Genomic DNA, 1,685 nt, shown 5'->3' with positions numbered 1-1,685 from the left:
CGGATCACGAACCTGACGCCCGATGTGCTCCTTTGGCCAGCGGTATGCGAAAATAGCACATAGCGGCATATTCACGGTCTCCAACGCGCACCGCCAAAAAGCATGCACGAGCTCGTAAGACCCGTACCGTGAGTTCCGTGTTGGCGACGGACGTGCTCAACGGTGTTCAGCCGTTGTCGGGCTGTGCTCGGCCAGAAGTGTGAACCCGTAACGGTCGACTGGTGCGGCGGTGGCCGAAAGGATGGCGACTCCGGTGCCAGTGCCGCGGTCGAGTCCGAGCCAGGAGCGGAAGCCGCCAGTGCCGCCGTTGTGCCAAGTGATCGGCCGGCCTTCCACGTGGGTCGTGATCCATGCAGCGCCGATGCGGGCGCCGGAGCCGAAGGGCACGATCGGATCGAGAGCGGTGATGCCCGGAGCACTGCCGTTGAGTATCGCCGCTGCGAAGCGGGCCATGCTGGTGATGGAGGCCCGGATGCCGCCTGCCGGTCCGAGTCCCTCGCCGGTCCAGGGTTGCCGCGATTGTCCTCGGCGGCTTCTGCCGTTGAGCGCCCCGGGGCGAAGCTGGTCGACTGTTTCCGGGACGTAGAAGCAGTCAAGTCCCAAAGGAATGGCGATGCGCTGTTGGACGAGCTCTGCGTAGGTCGTCGTGGCGGCGTGAGCGAGGGCGTGTCCGAGAAGTTCGAACCCGAGGTTGGAGTAGCGAGGCCGCGGCTTGCTCAGGGAGACGTCTCGGGCCTGGGCGAGAAGCTGCTCGAGGTTCTCGCCGTAGGGGTTGGTTCCGTGTCGCCACAGGGCGATAGTGCGCCGCCATGGCCGTGTGGACTTGGGTAGTCGGGGCAAGCCGGACCGGTGTGTGCTCAGCCATCGCAGTGGCACTCGTGCTGCGGGGACATCACCCAGTGGCAGGAGTTCGCCAAGGCTCGTGTCGGTGCCGATTTCGCCTCGGGCGAGGGCGTCGGCGTAGAGCAGCCCGGTAACGGCCTTTGCGATCGAGCCGACTTCGAAGTCAGCCTCGAGGTCGGTGCCGCAGCTCCCCACCTTCATGTCCCCAGGCGTGACCACGGCCGCCGTGGCGACCGGGTGGCGCGGACCCAGCAGTTCACCGAGTCTGGCAGTGAGCCGTTCGTCGCCATGGACCGCGGCGCTCATGACCGACCGCCCAACAGGCCCCGACCGGCGTGCTTCTTGTGCACTGCCTGCTTCGAAACACCGAGGACGGCTGCGATTTGCGGCCACGTAGCACCGTTGTTACGGGCGCGGCGCACCAGCGCCGCTTCGATGCGTTCCGTCTCGGCGCGGAGCCGCGCGACGGCACCCAACCCCACCAACGGGTCGTGCTTGACCGTCGATGCCACCAGTTCGGTCAGCTCTTCCACATCCACGCGTCAACCTTAATTGACCGCTCCTCGGGTCGTCAATAACAGTTGACGGGATTGACCGACTTCCAAGTTCGCCGTCGCATCACCGACATCCTGGTACCGGAGCTGGCGCTCCGGCCGCGGACGCGGCGCGCTGTCAAGAACGTGCCATCGCCAGACTCGTCCCCCTCCGGCGCAAGGCGGACGCGGAAGAGGCCGCGCGCAAGGCGGAGGAAGGCCGAGCGGGCCAGAAAGGCCCAGGCCGAGGGCGAGACGAGGAGCCCGAGGGCCGAGCGGGAGAAGCCCAAAAAGTAGGGCCCACCTGGC

Annotated in this window: 2 protein-coding genes; both read right to left on the bottom strand. The window is 66.7% G+C overall.

Annotated features, from left to right (window positions below; translation table 11 throughout):
• Nucleotides 1-156: 156 nt before the first annotated feature.
• Complete coding sequence (locus tag OSB71_RS24095) at nucleotides 157-1,149, bottom strand: serine hydrolase domain-containing protein (protein ID WP_265950925.1); 993 nt, start codon at nucleotides 1,147-1,149, stop codon at nucleotides 157-159.
• Nucleotides 1,146-1,382, bottom strand: coding sequence for a helix-turn-helix domain-containing protein (locus tag OSB71_RS24090; protein WP_265950924.1), 237 nt, complete (start codon nucleotides 1,380-1,382; stop codon nucleotides 1,146-1,148). Before OSB71_RS24090 ends, OSB71_RS24095 begins: the two co-directional genes overlap by 4 nt.
• Nucleotides 1,383-1,685 lie beyond the last annotated feature (303 nt).

It is taken from the genome of Streptomyces marinisediminis, assembly GCF_026262575.1.
In the GTDB taxonomy this organism is placed as follows: domain Bacteria; phylum Actinomycetota; class Actinomycetes; order Streptomycetales; family Streptomycetaceae; genus Streptomyces; species Streptomyces marinisediminis.
Note: the sequence above shows the minus strand (reverse complement) of the source record. Positions and strands in the feature narration are given on the sequence as shown.

Coding starts and splice junctions, on each gene's coding strand:
- OSB71_RS24095 (WP_265950925.1), bottom strand. CDS start 1,149: ATGAGCGCCGCGGTCCATGGCGACGAACGGCTCACTGCCAGACTCGGT.